Origin of the sequence: Streptomyces sp. NPDC048751, from assembly GCF_043198595.1 — a bacterium.
Lineage (GTDB): Bacteria > Actinomycetota > Actinomycetes > Streptomycetales > Streptomycetaceae > Streptomyces.
Genome location: NZ_JBICUX010000034.1, coordinates 14,592 through 29,588, shown reverse-complemented (window position 1 = coordinate 29,588; position 14,997 = coordinate 14,592). Strand labels below are relative to the sequence as shown.

Here is a 14,997-nt window from a genome sequence, read left to right as displayed (position 1 = left end):
GTCGCGAGGCCGCGTTCAGCTCTGCGAGGAGAACTTCGTGAAGTCGCTGCCAGACGCCGGCCTCGTTCCAGTCCCGCAGCCGCCGCCAGCAGGTCCGGCCCGCGGGTCCGCAGGCCGCGGACCTGCCGCGGCCTGCGGACCCTGCGGGCGGGATGTCTATTGCCCTGTCGGCTGGGGTAGGCAGGCTGCCCGGCGGGCCGCCGGGCGGCTATGCCGCGGCTGGGCGAACAATCCCTGCTGAGTCCTGGGTGACCTGGGTGATGGCTGCCTCGATATCGAAGGCTGTGGAGCGTAGTTCGACGCCGGGGCCCAGGAGCGCCCAGTGGGCGCCGGCCCGTCCGTAGGGCATGCCGATGCTGCCGGGGTTGATCACAAGTCGGCCGTGGGCGAGGCGGACGAACGGCATGTGTGTGTGCCCGCAGACCACCGTGCGAATGCCGGTGTCAAGCCCGCTGAGGACTTCTCCCCAACGGTCGAGGTGTGAGTCGACCAGAACGACCTCTTCGTCGCCCCGAGGGGTGGCGTGACAGAACAGCACCTTTCCCAGGCCGCGTACTGGCAGAGAGCGCCGCCGCGTCATCGGCCTGCGCTTCCACGGTGTCCGGGGTCTGGCCACTGGAGCTTGCGACGCCTGTGTTGTCGAACAGAATGGCCGGACGGTTCGCGGCCAGTCCGTCCGTCACCGCAGGATCCCAGTGATCCATGCCGCCACGGAAATGCTGCAGGAACACCAGCGGTGTGCCGGTCTCGGCGCGGAAGCGTCGGCAGGCGTACCGAATCCCGTTCGCCGTGACGAACCGCGTCGGAGCCGTCACAGGGGAGAGAGGCGGTGTGTGAGTCGGTCGGGTCGTCGTCTTCGGCTCCTACTTCATCAGCCGCACGGGAGAACCCGCCTGGAACGCGGCGATGTCCTCGACGGAGTCCTGATAGAAAATCTCGTACAAGTCGCGGTTCACGAATCCGACGTGCCCCGTGAGCAGCGCGTTCGGCAGCGCCCGCAACGGGTGGTCCGCGGGTAGCGGCTCGGTGTCGTACACGTCGAGGGCGGCTGCTCGGATCGCGCCCTCACGCAGGATGTCGATCAGGGCGACCTCGTCGACGACCGGTCCGCGTGAGGTGTTGACCAGGACGGCCGAGGGCTTCATCGACCGGAGTTCCGCCGCGCCGACCAGCCCGCGTGTTTGCTTGCTGAGCGGTACGTGGATCGAGAGCACATCGCTTTCGGTGAAGAGTCGCTCCTTCGTCACCGCCCGCACGCCGTGCTCGGCGGCGGTTTCGGGGGTCAGGTTCCGACTCCATGCGATGGTGTCCATTCCGAAAGCCTGTCCGATCCGTGCCACTCCGGAGCCGACGCGACCGAGGCCCAGAATGCCGAGAGTCCTGCCGTGCAGCCCCTCGCCGACCGATACCTGCCAGCCGCCGGCGCGCATCGACTCCGCCTCGACGACCAGGTTTCTCGTGGCACCGAGGATCAGCGCCCAGGTGTGCTCGATGGTGGGGTGGGACTCATAGCGGGTCCCGCACACCGTGATGCCGAGTCTGTTGGCGGCCGTAAGGTCGATGGCGGCATTGGCCGGGCCGGTGCTGACCAGGAGCCGAAGGTCGGGCAGCCGCTCCAGGACCTCGGCCGGGAATCGCGTGCGCTCCCGCATGGCCACGAGCACGTCGAACCCGGCGAGGCTACGGACCACCTCGTCGGCATCGGCGAACGGCTCGGTGAAAACGACGACTTCGGCAACGAGCGATCCCCAGTCGGCCAGGCTCGTCGCGACGTTCTGATAGTCGTCGAGGATCGCGATCTTCATGCGGGTGGCCATGTCGGCAACCTCCGTATTCCGTCGAGGTGATGCGTCTGTCTTCGCGGGGTGGCGACGCGGTGTGGCTCAGGCGAGCAGGCCCAGGGCGCTGTACCAAAGGGGTCCCGGGTTGAGCCGGTCACCGTGGAGCTTCGACATCTCCTCGAAGAACTCCAGCGGCTCCGGCGCGCCGGCCAGGAGCCGGATCGCGTCGCGCAGGTACTGCCGGGTCTCGTCCAGGATCTTCGGGTCGTCGGGCAGGTCTGCCTTCTTGTGGCCGGCGACCACGTGGCGCGGATCGAGTGCGGCGAGCCGGTCGATGCCGTCCAGCCACGTCTGAAGGCCGCCGTCACCGCCTTCGAGCATCATCAGGTGCACGCCGTTGTAGACCACGTCCCCGGCGACGACGAGACCGATCGACGGCACGTGCAGGACGCTGGAGTCGTCGGTGTCGGTGTGACCGGTCTCGACGGCCCGCAGGACTTGGCCCTCCAGCCGGAATCCCTCGGTCGGCACGGGCACGGCGAGGACCGGGGTGTTCTCCGGGACCCCGGGGAAGGTCTTCGCGAACCCCTTGTCCTTGCTCTCCAGTTGGCTGCGCATCTGCCGGATGGTGCCCTCGGTGGCGTACACCACGCTGTCGGCGTCGCCGAACCGTTCCAGCAGCGTCGCGGTGCCGAACCAGTGGTCGGGGTGGCCGTGGGTGACGTAGACGTACGCCAGACGCTTCCCTGAGCGCGCCAAGCCCTCGGCGACCTGCGCGATCTGGGTGTGCGTCAGCGGCGGGTCCACCAGGACCGCGTCGCGTTCTCCGGTGATCAGGGTGGATGAGATCGGCGAGGACACGATCCCGTCGCCGTTCGGCAGCTGAAGATCGATCGTCCGGGGAACGCCGTCAGAGACGAGGACCTCGTAGGACAGTTCAGGCATCTCGACACTTCTCTCGTGGCAGGGGCTGCCCCTCACCGAACGCGCGAATGAGCGGCGGTTTGCCTGGCGAGGGTGAGCACTATTGATCAGTGGATCTACATCCCACGGTGGAAACCCGTGGCGCGCGTTACCGGCGTGCACGCGGCGGTCTGGAGAGCTCCGGCAGGTCAGGCCAGGCGCCGGGTTGTCATCGTCCCCGGCGGAATGGCCCTGATGCCGCTTCGAACGCCCTGCTACGGCTCGGCTCGCGTGCGCGCGGGACCCGCGACGGTGCGAGTTCCTCCGGAGATCGTCATGACCGGGCCACCTTGAGCAGGGTCTTTCCGCCGCGGATGACCTGCTCGATCGCCGTATGGATGTCATCGAGGTCGAACACGGCGCCTAGCGGCACGAACAGGGCTCCGCTCGCGACCAGGGGCGCGGCCTCGCGGATGACGGGGAGCACCTTTGTCGCGTAGTCGAAATGGCCGGCGAAGAATCCGTGTACCGTCGCGCGCTTGCCGATCAGGGTCAGTGCGTCGACGGACATCGGCTGCCCGGTCGCCGAGGCGTAGCTGACGAGTGCACCGCCCTCGGACAGCAGGTCGAGCAGGCGGGCGGGAGCGTCGCCGCCCACCGAGTCGACGGCGAGCCCGACCCGGGCATCGCCGATCGCCGTGCGAACCTCTTCGACCGCCGTCGCGCCGTCGAGGCGGACGATGTCCGCGCCGGCCGCGGTCAGTTCGGCGAACACGGACTCGTCCCGGACGAAGTTGATCGTCCGGAATCCGCGGGCCTTCGCCAGGGCGATCAGGGAACGTCCGACGCCGGAGTTCGCGGCGTTCTGCACGATCCAGTCCCCGGGCCTCAGGTCGGCGTACTCGCTCAGGATCAGACCGGCCGTGGGCGGATTGATGCCCAGCATCGAGAACTGCTCGACGCTGCCTTCCGGCAGTCGGAACAGCCCGTCGGCGGGCAGCAGCAGCCGCTCGCGCCAGGCACCGGCGAGCAGCGGCAGAACCACCAGGTCGCCCGCCGCGAGCGTGTCGACGCCGGGGCCCGCCTCGACAACCCGGCCGACACCCTCGCTGCCGAGGACCAGCGGGAGCGGTGGCCGCCCGAGCTCGCCCCTGACGACCTTGAGGTCGTGCAGGTTCAGCGGTGAGAACTCGACCGCGACCTTGACCTCGCCGGCGCCGGGAGCGTTCGGCTCCTGGAGATCGACGACGCGTACGACGTCCTCCGGCTTTCCGAACTGGGTGATCTGGATGGCACGCATGGGGACTCCCGGTGAGAGGCAGCGAGCTCTTCGCCACACTCAAACTGCACATTTTGCTTATGTCCGCCGCGGCATGTCCGTCGTCGGACGAGAGGGGGGAATGTCAGCGCCGCACGTTCGGTGCGTCCGCCCTGGGGATCAGGTCCAGCGCCGATTGGGCCGTCTGCCGGAGCGTCGTGCCGTCGACGCCCGCCTTGGCCATGTTGTCGATGCCCCTGATCACGCTCAGCAGCAGATATCCCAGGGCCGTGGCGTCGACGTGCTCGGCCACTTCTCCCGCGTCCTGGGCGTCGCGTATCGCGGACGCGAGGGCGCCGGCGAGATCCTCGAACGCGCGACGGGCCGTGCCCGCCACCATGTCGTCCTCTCCGGCGCGGTCCGCGGTGACCTTGCTGAGGAAGCATCCCCGGCGGGGCGACTCGCTCGCGAAGGTGTCGGCAAGTGAGACGACGTAGCGCTCCAGGCGGGCCATCGGCGAGGTGAGCACCGCGTGCGGGCCCTCCCGCAGCTCCTCGCGGGCCTGGGCGACGAGGCCCTGGCAGTAGTCGGAGAAGACGCGCACATAAAGGGCGTGCTTGTTGCCGAACGCCTTGTAGATGCTGCCCTTGCCCAGGCCGGTCGCATCCATGAGGTCGTAGGTGGACGTGCCGTCGAATCCGGTGGTCCAGAACCGGTCGCGGACGACATCGAGCACGGTGGTCTCGTCGAAGCCTCGGTTTCGCCCCATGACCTCACGATACCTCATTGTGGTCCAGATGGACCACAATGGTCGGCAACCCAGCCCTCATGCCGGCACGGAGGGATCGCCCGACACTCCTCGGTTTGTTGACCAACTGGACCACTTCATGTTTCCGTTGTGGTCCAGTCAGTCAACAAAGCCGCGTCAGTCGGCAACCCCGTGGAGAACTGATGACTCAGAACCGAACGGAGACGGAGACGGAGCGGAACAAGGCCGCCGTCCTCGAATTCCTGACGACCGCGTTCAACTCGAAGGACTTCACCGCGCTGGACCGGTACCTGCACCCCGACTACATCCAGCACAACCCGCTCATCCCGCCGGCCAGGGCCGGGCTGCGCAAGTTCATCGCGGACCTGCCCGACGCCAGCCGGTACGAGCCGGGAGCGATCATCGCCGAGGGAGACCTGGTCATGATCCACGGCAGGTACTCCGGCAGCACCAAGACACCCCTCCTGGCGGTCGACATCTTCCGCTTCGAGGAGGGCCTGGTGGTGGAGCACTGGGACGTCCTGCAGGACGAAGTGCCCGCGAAAGACACGGTGGCGGGCAACCACATGTTTACCAACCCGCAGGCCGGCCGGGCCTGAGGCACCGGACCGGCAGGGCGGGCGGCACGCGCCGCGCGGGCCATGCCGGCTACGTCAAGGAATTGGAGAATCTCATGGGACAGCTGGACGGCAAGACCGCCCTTGTCACCGGCGCCTCCAGCGGCATAGGCCTGGCGATCGCCCGCCGTTTCGCCGCCGAGGGCGCGACCGTCTACCTGACCGGCCGCCGCAAGGACGCGCTGGACGCCGCCGTCGCGCAGGTCGGCGCCCGAGGCATCGCCGTCCAGGGCGATGCCTCGGACCTCGGCGCCCTCGACCGGCTCTTCGCCGAGATCGCGAACCGCAGCGGCCGCCTGGACATTGTGGTGGCCAACGCCGGGGTCGCGGACTACAGCCCGCTCGGCGCGATCACCGAGGAGGAGTACGACCGCACTACCTCGATCAATATCAAGGGCACGGTCTTCACCGTCCAAAAGGCGCTGCCGCTGCTGACGGCCGGCGCCTCGGTGCTGCTGCTCTCCTCCAGCTCGGCCCTGCGGGCGCGCCCGGGCCTGGGCGTCTACGCCGCAACCAAGGCCGCGATCCGCAGCCTCGCCCGCACCTGGGCCGCCGAGCTGGCCGGCCGCGGAATCCGCGTCAACACCCTCACCCCAGGCCCTGTCGAGACCCCGGGCCTGGACGAGCTCCACGCCGCTTTCCCGCACAGCGATCAGCCCACCGCGGCCGAGCCCGCCCCACCGACCCCGTTCGGCCGCGCCGGCCGTCCCGACGAGGTCGCCGCCACCGCCCTCTACCTGGCCAGCGACCAAAGCAGTTTCACCACCGGCGCGGAACTGTTCGTCGACGGCGGAGCCACACAGCTCTAGGCGCCAAATCGCGGGACGCATCCGATACCCCAGGGTGTCTGAGCCGCGTACTTGCGACCGTCGCCAGAGCAACGGATTCGACACAACGACACAGCAGGGAGTGAGTCATGAAGAGCCGAATTCGGGTTCGCACCGGTCGACCTTGGCGCGCCGCGTGAAGACGGGGCGCTCATTCGGCTCGGCGGGCCGCTGAGCTGCAAGCACTTCCTGTTCCAGGGCTGAGGCCCGACCGACACCTGATGCAAACGAAGAGACAAAGGACAAGGACCGATGACAACAGATACTCAGACCTCGCGGACCGTGGCCAAGAAGTTCGTGGAGCGCCTCGCAAAGCATGACCCCGACGGCATCCAGGAACTGTTCGCCGAGGAGATCGACTGGCACGTCCCCGGCAGTGACGCGCTGCCCTGGACCGGGCGCCGTACCCGCCGGGAGGACGTCGCACCGTACTTCACCACGATGTGGTCGCACTTCGCGCACGACAAGAGCAAGGCCGTACTGGAGCGCATCATCGTCGACGGCGGTGACGTGGCGCTGATGGCGGTCTTCACACACACCGTCGCGGCCAATGGCAAGGAGTTCACCACACCTACGGCCATGCACCTGACGGTCGAGGACGGCCGGATCGTTCGCCTGCACCAGTACGAGGACACACTGACCGTCGCCGAGGCGTTCAACGCCAGCTGAGCAAAGAGTACTCAGCGGCCCCGCGGCCCGGATCCCGCGCGGCCCGACATGCACATCCGAAGGAGCAAGTAACGTGACCACCCCTGTCGTCTCCATCGCCTACCACTCCGGCTTCGGCCACACCGCCGTCCTCGCCGAGGCCGTCCGCGATGGGGTGACCACCGCCGGCGCCACCGCCCACCTGATCAACGTCGAGGAGATCTCCGAGGAGCAGTGGAACCTGCTCGACGCCTCGGACGCGATCGTCTTCGGCTCGCCCACCTACATGGGCAGCGCCTCCGCCGTCTTCCACGCCTTCGCCGAGGCCAGCTCCAAGCGCTGGTACACCCAGGAGTGGAAGGACAAGATCGCCGCAGGTTTCACCAACTCCGCCGGCAAGAGCGGCGACAAGCTCAACACCCTGCAGTACTTCACCGTGCTCGCCGCGCAGCACAGCATGCACTGGGTCAGCCTCGGCCTGATGCCCGGCTGGAACGCCTCCACGGCGTCCGAGAACGACCTCAACCGCCTCGGCTTCTTTCTCGGCGCCGGCGCCCAGAGCAACATGGACCAGGGAGCCGAGGGCGTACACAAGGCCGACATCGCCACCGCCGCCGAACTCGGCCAGCGCGTCGTCGAGGTCGCCCGCGTCTACGCCGCAGGCCGCACCGCCCTCGCCGCCTGAGCGACCGACGCCGGGGCGGACGCGCGGCCCGGACGACGAGGTGGTGCCCGACGAAGCGCACCGGCGACGGCTCCGGACCGGGCAGCAGCAGAGGATCAGCGGCGGGTTTCCCACCACAGGATGAGCAGGGTCACCGCGCCGCTGCCGAGCTTGTACGCCGCGCCTTGCAGGAACTCGCCTGGGACGTTTCGTCCCTGTCGGCCGATCCATTTACGCAGGTGACGGATGGTTTCGGCGCGTCGCTTGGCCCAGCGGGACGGGTGCTTGGGCTGGCGTTTCGCGTTACTCTCCTCCATACGGAGTCCCTCTCGTTGATAGGCGTGCGGGAACACCGCGCAAGGAGCCCTCCCAACTCAGAGGCCTAGGAACCTGTTGGGATGCAGGGCTCCTTTTGCGTGGAACAGCAGTCTAGTGATGGGTGACTGACACCGGGATTAACGAAGTCCGTCGTGCTGTGGACTCGTTGGACTTCCTGGGCCCGGTACAACCTGCTGAACTCTATGGAAGTGGGCGAAACTTGCTGCCAGGGAAATCACCAGGTCAGGGCGCCGTCCCGCAGGGTGCTGTGATCTCAGCCATATATGGGTCGGCACCCCCGGATACCGGTACAACGCCCATGGGACAGCGCCGTGCGGCTCGCGATGTTCCACTCCAGCACCCGGCCCAGGCCCAGTTCACACGATCGAAGAAGGCTGGCGTGGACTTCCCGATGCCGGGCCGCCCGGTCATGAACAAGCACCGGCGCAGCCCAGCGCGGCATTGATGACGTCCATCTCGTTCGCGCCCAGTTGGGGTACGGCGTCGTCAGGCCGGTGAGCACTGTGTGCCGGGACTCAGTGCCTGTTTCTCAACTCGGGGTGCCGTTAACGAGCGGTGAACCAAGTGACAAGTAACCTGCCGGTAGCTTTTGACCGAAGGTTGGACACTGTCCCCGGGGGCCATCGAATTGTGGTTGCGAGATTTTGATCAAGGTCCGGCTGTAGCCGGGAGGGCGTTGACGCGGTTCTCGTACTCGCGGCGGGCCTTGCGCTGTGCCGGGGCAACCGGGGTGCCCTGGGTCCGGTTAGGGGCTGGCAGCGGTCAAGGAGTTGGCGGTGGACCGCGGGCGCGGCGGTGACGCGCAGGGTGTAGCCGTGGCCGCGTCGTACGGTCACCCCCTGGTCGAGTGCGGCGCGCTCGGCGGGCTCCAGGTCGGCCGTGCGAAGTAAGTCGGCGACCTTGCCCGGCATGTCGAGGACGACCAGCAGCTCCCGGGCTGAGGCGCCCGGGTCGGCGGCCGTGCTCGGGCAGGAGGTCGGCGACGGCGGTGCGGATGGCGCCGCGGCTTACGTCGTGGTCGCGGGCGAGGGCGGCGATGGACCGGCCTTCCAGGTATGCGGTGCGCATGGCGTCGGTCTCCCCGGCCGTCACGGCCGGGCGGCGGCCGCCTCTGTTGCCCTTGGCCTCAGCGGCCTGCAGCCCGTCGTACGTCAGTTCCCGCTGGAAGTCGCGCTGGAGTTCGCCGGCGGCCGCGCGGGTCTGCACCATGAACTTCACGGCGGACAGCAGTTCTCCGGTGCGCGGGTGGCGGGCGGTGAGGTCCATCGCGGAAAACGCGCCGTCGTGGATGCGCAGGGCGAGACGGTCGCGGTGCAGGACGTCGAGCACGTCGAGGATCTGCCCGGTGCCGCGCACCAGGCGGAACCTCTCGGAGATGTGCACCGTCTCGCCCGGTCGCGCGTAGGCGAGCAGTTCGCCGAACTTCGGCCGCTCCAGCGGGTGGAGGCGGCTGGAAGTGCCCGAGGTCTCCTCGAAGACGTCCTAGATCCCGGCCTCGTCCAGGACGAGGTTCTGCTGGTCGGTCGACACCCGCTTGTAGACGAGGCTGGCCGCGCCGCTCCCCGTTGTGGTGGTCGCATTCGACCCTAGCTATCAGCAAACCCTGTCATCCGCCATCGGATCTGATTGGATCGGCGCCGCTGTCGGGCCCCGGAAAGTCCGGGTTCATTGCGCGCCTGCCGTGCCTGTCGTCATTCGATGGCACCCTCAAGTGATCAACGCACCACCCACGGATGATCATGTGATCGTGGAGGCACAGGTGCGTGACTACGGGTTTTCGCCGGCTCAGCAGGATGAGATCCGGAGACGCTGGCGCGAGGGGCAATCGTTCAGCTTGATCGGGCGGGCGCTCGGGGCACCGATGCAGAACGCCCGTCGGTTCCTGCACCAGAGCGGCGGCGTCCGCCTCACCCCGCAGCAGCGATCAGAGCGGCATCTGAGCGGCAGCGAGCGCGAAGAGATATCCCGCGGCATCGCCGCCGGGGAATCTGGCCGGCAGTTGGCCAGGCGGCTGGGCCGATCGCCTTCGACCGTCTCCCGCGAGATCGCCCGCAACGGAGACCGGGACCGCTATCGTGCCGCATCCGCCGATGAGGCCGCCTACGCGCGCGGGCGCCGGCCCAAGCAGGCCAAGCTCGCCCAACGACCGGCTCTGCGCGCCCTGGTGGAGGAGAAGCTGGCTCTGTGCTGGTCTCCCGATCAGATCGCAGGGCGGCTGCGACGCCAGTTCCCTGGTGACACCGCCATGCAGATCTCGCACGAAGCGATCTACCTCTCGCTCCACGACCCTCGTCGCCGCCAGGCAATCGACCGCAGCCTCACTCAGCACCTGCGGTCAGCCCGGCCCATGCGCCGCCCGAAGATCGCCCGCCGTCCTACCGGGCGGGGCATCATCCGCGGCATGGTGTCCATCACCGCCCGCCCCGCCGAGGTCGAGGACCGGAAGATCCCCGGTCATTGGGAGGGCGACCTCGTGATGGGCACCAGGCCCTCGGCGGTCGCCACGCTCGTCGAGCGCACCAGCCGCTACACGACCATCGTCGCGCTGCCGGACGGCATCAAGGCCGAGCAGGTCACCCCGCACCTCACCAGGAGCCTCCTCGGCATCCCGCCCCACCTGCGGCGGACGCTCACCTGGGACCGTGGCCGGGAGATCGCCGAGCACCAGGCCATCACCACCGAGACCAGGATGCCGATCTACCTCTGCAAGCCGCGGAGCCCGTGGCAACGCGGCACCAACGAGAACACCAACCGGCTGCTTCGGCATTACCTCCCCAAGGCCGCCGACCTCCGCACGTTCAGCCAGGCCGACCTGGACGCCATCGCTCACGAACTCAACCACCGTCCGCGCAAGACCCACGGCTACCGCACTCCGGCAGAGGTCTACGCTGACCTCCTGAACAGCAGTGATGCGCTGACCGCTTGAGCTCGCCATCGTTTACCGACACTCAGGCAGTGGTTCCGGCGACCACGTCGACGGCGTGGCGACGGTGTGCTGCGAAGAGGTCGAGGGCGGTGTCGGTGTCCCGGGCGCGCAGTGCGGTGACGAGTCCGTGGTGCTCAGGCGGGATGCAGTCGAGGTAGCCGGCGGTGCTGCGGCTGATCCGGGTCAGCAGGAACAGGTGGACCTGGCACCGAATGCCGTCCCAGGCGTCGGCGAGGCGCTGGTGCCCTGCGGCGGCGAACACCGCGTCGTGGAAGGCGATGTCCAGGCGCACCATCTCGTGCGCATCGCTGGCCCGCTCCATCATGTCGGCAGTCTTCGCGATGGAGGCGAGGTCCTCGTCCGAGGCGTGGACGATCACCTGGCGGACGGCGAGGTCCTCCAGCGCGCCACGCAGGCTGTCGAGCTCAGCCACGTCCTCGGCGGACAGCGCCGTCACCGTCGTGCCCCGGTGCCACGCACAGTGCACCAGGCCCTCGCGCTCCAGCAGCCGCAGCGCCTCGCGCACCGGGCCGCGGCTGACGCCCAGCTCGCCGGACAGCTCCACCTCGCGCAGCTGCTCGCCCGGGGCGTAGGCCCCGTTGAAGATGGCCTCGCGGATACGGTCCGCAACCTCGTCGGCCAGACCCCGGCGGCGAGCCGGGGCCACCTTGCCCTGATCACTCATGCCCGAATTGCACCTCCTCCACCAATGGCCTAATGTTAACATTCAGACGTTGTCGTGATGTCAACATTAGGACAAGTCGAGCAGGGTCGCCCACGGGCCGCTCCGCTCCCCGGCAGGAAGGCAGTGCCTTGACCGTTCTCGACTCCCCGATCCCCCGCTTCCACCTGGCCGTGCCGGTCGACGACCTGGCTGCCGCGCGCCGCTTCTACGGCGACGTCCTGGGCCTGGAGCAGGGCCGCAGTGCGGACACGTGGGTGGACTGGAATCTGCACGGCCATCAGTTCGTCACGCACCTCGCGCCGGAGCGCGCGCAGCGCATACACAACCCGGTCGACGGCCACGACGTACCCGTGCCGCACTTCGGTCTGGTTCTGACGGTCGAGGCCTTCCAGGAGTTGGCCGAGCGGCTGCGGGCGGCGGGCACCGAGTTCGTCATCGAGCCGTACGTGCGTTTCGCGGGTCAGAAGGGCGAGCAGTGGACGATGTTCCTCCTCGACCCGGCTGGCAACGCGCTGGAGTTCAAGGCGTTCGCCGACGACTCGCAGGTGTTCGCCGCCTGACCGGCGGCCGGCACCACCCACCCCCATTCGCGAAAGACGGGACGAGCTCATGAAGGTGTTCCAGATCGGCGCCGCCGGAGGAGTCGGCCGCCGCCTTACTCAACTCCTCACCGCACGCGGTGACTTTGTGACCGGCATGCACCGCGGGCCCGCTCAGGGTGAGACGGTGCGGGCGGCCGGCGGGACTCCGGTGGTCGGTGATCTCATCACCGACTCGGTCGAGGATCTGGCCGGCAAGATGCGCGGCCATGACGCCGTGGTCTTCTCGGCCGGCGCACATGGCACCGGTCAGGACAAGACGACCCTGATCGACGGCCGTGGCCTTCAAAAGGCCGCCGACGCGGCCGCGCTGGCCGGGGCGGCGCGGTTCGTCCTCGTCTCTGTGTTCCCCGACGCGCTGCGCGACGGGACACGTAGTGAGGGCTTCGAGCACTACATCAAGGTCAAGAAAACCGCAGACGTCTATCTGACGTGCACCGATCTGGACTGGCTGATCGTCCGTCCCGGAACCCTTCTGGACACCCCCGGCACCGGCCGGGTCACCGCCGGTCCCGCCGTCGAGTACGGCGACGTGCACCGCGACGACGTCGCCGCGTTCCTCAACGCCGCCCTGCACGCGCCTGCCCTCAGCCGCGTGATCGTCGAGCTCACCTCCGGTGACACCCCCGTCGCGGACGCCGTCACCCGCCTCACGGCCGCCTGAGCTCACACCCCAGCCAGCAGTAACTGCCACCAGCAAGCAAGGGAAAACGTCATGACCGCCATCGATTCCTACAGCCACGACGTCTCCGGTGAGAAGGACTTCGGTTTCGCTCAGGCCATCAGGGTCGGCGACACAATCTATGTCTCTGGGCAGCTCTCGCATGACGAGGAGGGCAACTTCCTCTACCCGGGCGACTTCGTCGCCCAGCTGAAGCAGTCCTACGCCAACTTCGAGAAGGTGCTCGCCCACTACGGCGCCACCCGCAACCAGGTCGTCTCCGAGACCCAGTTCATCGTGGACCTGCCGCGGTACAACGTGGCGATGGCCGCGGCGAACCTGGCCTACTTCGGTGACCACCGCCCCACCAGCTCCACCATCGGCGTCGCGTCGCTGTTCTTCCCGGGCCAGCTCATCGAGGTCAACTTCGTCCTCGACACCCGCCTGCCGGCCTGATCGTGAAGGTCGTGATTGCCGGAGGGCACGGCAAGACCGCCCTCCTCCTGGAACAGCTCCTGTTCCGGCGCGGCGATGTGGTCACCGGCCTCACCTGCAACCCGGCCCAGGCCGAGGCGCTGGAGAAGGCCGGAGCCCAGGCCCATCCCGTGGATCTGGAGAAGGCCACCAGCGACGAGGCCGCCCGGCACCTAACGGGTGCCGACACGGTGGTGTTCGCCGCCGGGCGGGTTCCGGCAGTTCGGTAGGCCGTAAGGACAGCGTGGACCGCGGCGCGGCGATCCTGCTGGCGGACGCCGCCGAGACCGCCGGTGTCGGACGCTCCCTGCTGCTCTCCGCCATGGGCGCCGATCTGCGGGTTGTCGACGACGACGGCCTCGACCCGGTCTTCCGTACCTATCTGCGGGCCAAGCTCGCGGCCGAGAACGGCATCCGGTCCCGGACCGCGCTCCAGGCGATGATCGTCCGCTCGACGACACCCCCGGCACCGGCCGGGTCACGCTCGCCCAGCAGACCGGCCCGGGCCCCATCTCCCGGGCCGGTGTCGCCGCCATCCTGCTGGCGCTGCTCGACGAACCGCGTCTGAACGGCCGGACCGTCGAGGTCATCAGGGGCGCCGCCCCCATCGCGGACGCCGTGGCAGCCCACGCCGCCCGCTGAACCGGCGCTCCGCATCTCAACTCATCTCCCCGTCACGGCGTTGTCCCGGTCGGCGATGCCCCACCTGAAAGAGGAACACCGTGAGCACTCTGTTCACCCCCCTCAAGCTGCGCTCCCTCCATATACCCAACCGGGTGTGGATGTCGCCGATGTGCATGTACTCCGCCGCCCCCACGGGCCCGGAGGCCGGCGCGCCGACCGACTTCCACCTCGCCCACCTGGCCTCGCGCGCCGCCGGTGGCGCGGGCCTGGTCATGGCCGAGGCCACCGGGGTCCGTCCCGACGGGCGGATCAGTCCCTGGGACCTGAGCCTGTGGAATGACCACCAGCAGGAGGCGTTCTCCCGGATCACCGCGGCCATCAAGGCGCACGGCGCCGTCCCGGCGATCCAGCTCGCCCACGCGGGCCGTAAGGCGTCGGTGGACAAGCCCTGGCTGTCCGACCGGTGCGTACCCGAGAGCGAGGGCGGCTGGCAGACTGTGGCGCCCAGCGCGGTCGCGTACGACGGCCTGCCCGTCCCGCACGAACTGACCGTGGCCGAGATCCGGCAGCTGGTAGCTGACTTCGCCGATTCCGCCCGCCGCGCGCTGGCCGCCGGCTTCGAGGTCGCCGAGGTGCACGGCGCCCACGGCTACCTCATCAACTCCTTCCTCTCCCCGGTCTCCAACCACCGCACCGACGCCTACGGCGGCAGCTTCGAGAACCGGATCCGCTTCGCCCTGGAGGTCGTCGACGCGGTGCGCGCCGTGTGGCCCGCCGAGCTGCCGGTTTTCTTCCGCACCTCGGCGACCGACTGGCTGACCGAGAACCCCGAGGACACCCGCGAGGGCTGGACCGGTGAGGACACCGTCTGCCTCGCCAAGGAACTGACCGCTCACGGCGTCGACCTGCTCGACGTCTCGACCGGCGGCATGGTCCGCGACGCGAAGATCGTCGCCAGGCCGAACTACCAGGTGCCGTTCGCCGCCCAGGCCCGCAACCAGGCCGGTATCCCCACCGCCGCCGTAGGCATCATCACCGACCCCCACCAGGCCGAAGAGATCATCACTTCCGGGCAGGCGGACGCCGTCCTGCTCGGCCGTGAACTGCTGCGCGACCCCTACTGGCCGCAGCACGCCGCCCTCGCACTCGGCGCCGAGCCGCGCTGGCCCGACCAGTACGCCTATGTCGTCAAGCGCCGCAAGCACTGAACCCCGGCCGGGCC

At 68.7% G+C, this 14,997-nt stretch carries 16 protein-coding genes and 3 pseudogenes; 10 read left to right on the top strand and 9 right to left on the bottom strand.

Going from position 1 to position 14,997, the window contains the following annotated elements; genetic code table 11:
• From ACGFNV_RS46165 to ACGFNV_RS46140, 6 genes and pseudogenes are all read right to left on the bottom strand, one after another.
• Nucleotides 1–103: pseudogene (locus ACGFNV_RS46165) on the bottom strand (IS5/IS1182 family transposase); the annotation flags it as partial.
• Nucleotides 104–238: 135 nt separating this feature from the next.
• Nucleotides 239–568 (bottom strand): annotated as a pseudogene (locus ACGFNV_RS46160) (metallophosphoesterase family protein); the annotation flags it as partial.
• Between the two features lie 295 nt (nucleotides 569–863).
• The gene (locus ACGFNV_RS46155; RefSeq protein WP_393631609.1) at nucleotides 864–1,817 is read right to left on the bottom strand and encodes a D-2-hydroxyacid dehydrogenase family protein; all 954 of its coding nucleotides are present in this window, start codon (nucleotides 1,815–1,817) and stop codon (nucleotides 864–866) included.
• A 66-nt stretch (nucleotides 1,818–1,883) separates the two neighbouring features.
• On the bottom strand, nucleotides 1,884–2,726 hold the full coding sequence (locus tag ACGFNV_RS46150) for an MBL fold metallo-hydrolase (protein ID WP_393631608.1): 843 nt from the start codon (nucleotides 2,724–2,726) through the stop codon (nucleotides 1,884–1,886).
• Between the two features lie 292 nt (nucleotides 2,727–3,018).
• Entirely contained in the window at nucleotides 3,019–3,984 is a 966-nt protein-coding gene (locus tag ACGFNV_RS46145; protein ID WP_393631607.1) for a zinc-dependent alcohol dehydrogenase family protein, read from the bottom strand.
• 103 nt (nucleotides 3,985–4,087) lie between these two features.
• On the bottom strand, nucleotides 4,088–4,711 hold the full coding sequence (locus tag ACGFNV_RS46140; protein ID WP_393631606.1) for a TetR/AcrR family transcriptional regulator: 624 nt from the start codon (nucleotides 4,709–4,711) through the stop codon (nucleotides 4,088–4,090).
• 182 nt (nucleotides 4,712–4,893) lie between these two features.
• Between ACGFNV_RS46140 and ACGFNV_RS46135 the strand changes: the two genes are divergently transcribed.
• The 4 genes from ACGFNV_RS46135 (at nucleotide 4,894) to ACGFNV_RS46120 (ending at nucleotide 7,488) form a co-directional block, all read left to right on the top strand.
• Entirely contained in the window at nucleotides 4,894–5,310 is a 417-nt protein-coding gene (locus ACGFNV_RS46135) for a nuclear transport factor 2 family protein (protein ID WP_393631605.1), read from the top strand.
• Nucleotides 5,311–5,384: 74 nt separating this feature from the next.
• A complete protein-coding gene (locus ACGFNV_RS46130) occupies nucleotides 5,385–6,137 on the top strand; it encodes a glucose 1-dehydrogenase (protein ID WP_393631604.1) in 753 nt (250 codons plus the stop codon).
• Between the two features lie 270 nt (nucleotides 6,138–6,407).
• Nucleotides 6,408–6,824 carry a nuclear transport factor 2 family protein gene (locus tag ACGFNV_RS46125; protein ID WP_393631603.1) on the top strand — a complete coding sequence of 139 codons (417 nt, stop codon included), beginning with the start codon at nucleotides 6,408–6,410 and terminating at the stop codon, nucleotides 6,822–6,824.
• Nucleotides 6,825–6,897: 73 nt separating this feature from the next.
• A complete protein-coding gene (locus tag ACGFNV_RS46120) occupies nucleotides 6,898–7,488 on the top strand; it encodes a flavodoxin family protein (RefSeq protein ID WP_393631601.1) in 591 nt (196 codons plus the stop codon).
• 95 nt (nucleotides 7,489–7,583) lie between these two features.
• Here the strand turns inward: ACGFNV_RS46120 and ACGFNV_RS46115 are convergent, their stop codons facing one another.
• Both ACGFNV_RS46115 and ACGFNV_RS46110 read right to left on the bottom strand, forming a co-directional pair.
• Nucleotides 7,584–7,784, bottom strand: a complete 201-nt coding sequence (locus ACGFNV_RS46115; RefSeq protein WP_393631599.1) for a hypothetical protein — start codon at nucleotides 7,782–7,784, stop codon at nucleotides 7,584–7,586.
• 784 nt (nucleotides 7,785–8,568) lie between these two features.
• Nucleotides 8,569–9,243, bottom strand: a complete 675-nt coding sequence (locus ACGFNV_RS46110) for a recombinase family protein (RefSeq protein ID WP_393631613.1) — start codon at nucleotides 9,241–9,243, stop codon at nucleotides 8,569–8,571.
• 310 nt (nucleotides 9,244–9,553) lie between these two features.
• Here ACGFNV_RS46110 and ACGFNV_RS46105 point away from each other — a divergent pair, with 310 nt between their 5' ends.
• Nucleotides 9,554–10,732, top strand: a complete 1,179-nt coding sequence (locus tag ACGFNV_RS46105; RefSeq protein ID WP_393631598.1) for an IS30 family transposase — start codon at nucleotides 9,554–9,556, stop codon at nucleotides 10,730–10,732.
• Nucleotides 10,733–10,754: 22 nt separating this feature from the next.
• Here ACGFNV_RS46105 and ACGFNV_RS46100 read toward each other — a convergent pair whose 3' ends face one another.
• On the bottom strand, nucleotides 10,755–11,417 hold the full coding sequence (locus tag ACGFNV_RS46100) for a GntR family transcriptional regulator (RefSeq protein ID WP_393631596.1): 663 nt from the start codon (nucleotides 11,415–11,417) through the stop codon (nucleotides 10,755–10,757).
• A gap of 128 nt (nucleotides 11,418–11,545) precedes the next feature.
• Here ACGFNV_RS46100 and ACGFNV_RS46095 point away from each other — a divergent pair, with 128 nt between their 5' ends.
• From ACGFNV_RS46095 to ACGFNV_RS46075, 5 genes and pseudogenes are all read left to right on the top strand, one after another.
• Nucleotides 11,546–11,977, top strand: coding sequence for a VOC family protein (locus ACGFNV_RS46095; RefSeq protein ID WP_393631595.1), 432 nt, complete (start codon nucleotides 11,546–11,548; stop codon nucleotides 11,975–11,977).
• A 49-nt stretch (nucleotides 11,978–12,026) separates the two neighbouring features.
• Nucleotides 12,027–12,680 carry an NAD(P)H-binding protein gene (locus ACGFNV_RS46090; protein WP_393631593.1) on the top strand — a complete coding sequence of 218 codons (654 nt, stop codon included), beginning with the start codon at nucleotides 12,027–12,029 and terminating at the stop codon, nucleotides 12,678–12,680.
• 51 nt (nucleotides 12,681–12,731) lie between these two features.
• Complete coding sequence (locus ACGFNV_RS46085) at nucleotides 12,732–13,133, top strand: RidA family protein (RefSeq protein ID WP_393631592.1); 402 nt, start codon at nucleotides 12,732–12,734, stop codon at nucleotides 13,131–13,133.
• Between the two features lie 2 nt (nucleotides 13,134–13,135).
• Nucleotides 13,136–13,793, top strand: a pseudogene (locus ACGFNV_RS46080) (NAD(P)H-binding protein).
• Between the two features lie 80 nt (nucleotides 13,794–13,873).
• Nucleotides 13,874–14,983 carry an NADH:flavin oxidoreductase/NADH oxidase gene (locus ACGFNV_RS46075; protein ID WP_393631591.1) on the top strand — a complete coding sequence of 370 codons (1,110 nt, stop codon included), beginning with the start codon at nucleotides 13,874–13,876 and terminating at the stop codon, nucleotides 14,981–14,983.
• Nucleotides 14,984–14,997: the final 14 nt, after the last annotated feature.